The organism is Kordia jejudonensis (assembly GCF_001005315.1).
GTDB classification, from domain to species: Bacteria; Bacteroidota; Bacteroidia; order Flavobacteriales; family Flavobacteriaceae; genus Kordia; species Kordia jejudonensis.
Genome location: NZ_LBMG01000207.1, coordinates 1 through 227 on the forward strand (window position 1 = coordinate 1; position 227 = coordinate 227).

A 227-nucleotide genomic window follows, 5' to 3' on the forward strand; every position below is an offset into this window, starting at 1 on the left:
CACCAAAAGGAGTATTAATCACACACCAAAATGTAACCCGATTATTCTACAATGAAGCATCATTGTTTGATTTCAGTGAAAAAGATGTGTGGAGCATGTTTCATTCGTACAACTTTGATTTCTCGGTTTGGGAAATGTATGGTGCATTATTATTTGGTGGAAAATTAGTAGTTGTACCAAAAACGCACACAAAAGATCCTGAACTCTTTGGTAATTTACTAGTTAGT

1 protein-coding gene is annotated in these 227 nt (G+C 34.4%); it reads left to right on the plus strand.

Translation table 11 applies throughout. The features are described 5' to 3' along the window. A partial coding sequence (locus AA089_RS23340) for an AMP-binding protein (protein ID WP_046759439.1) occupies nucleotides 1-227 on the plus strand: 227 nt, incomplete at both ends.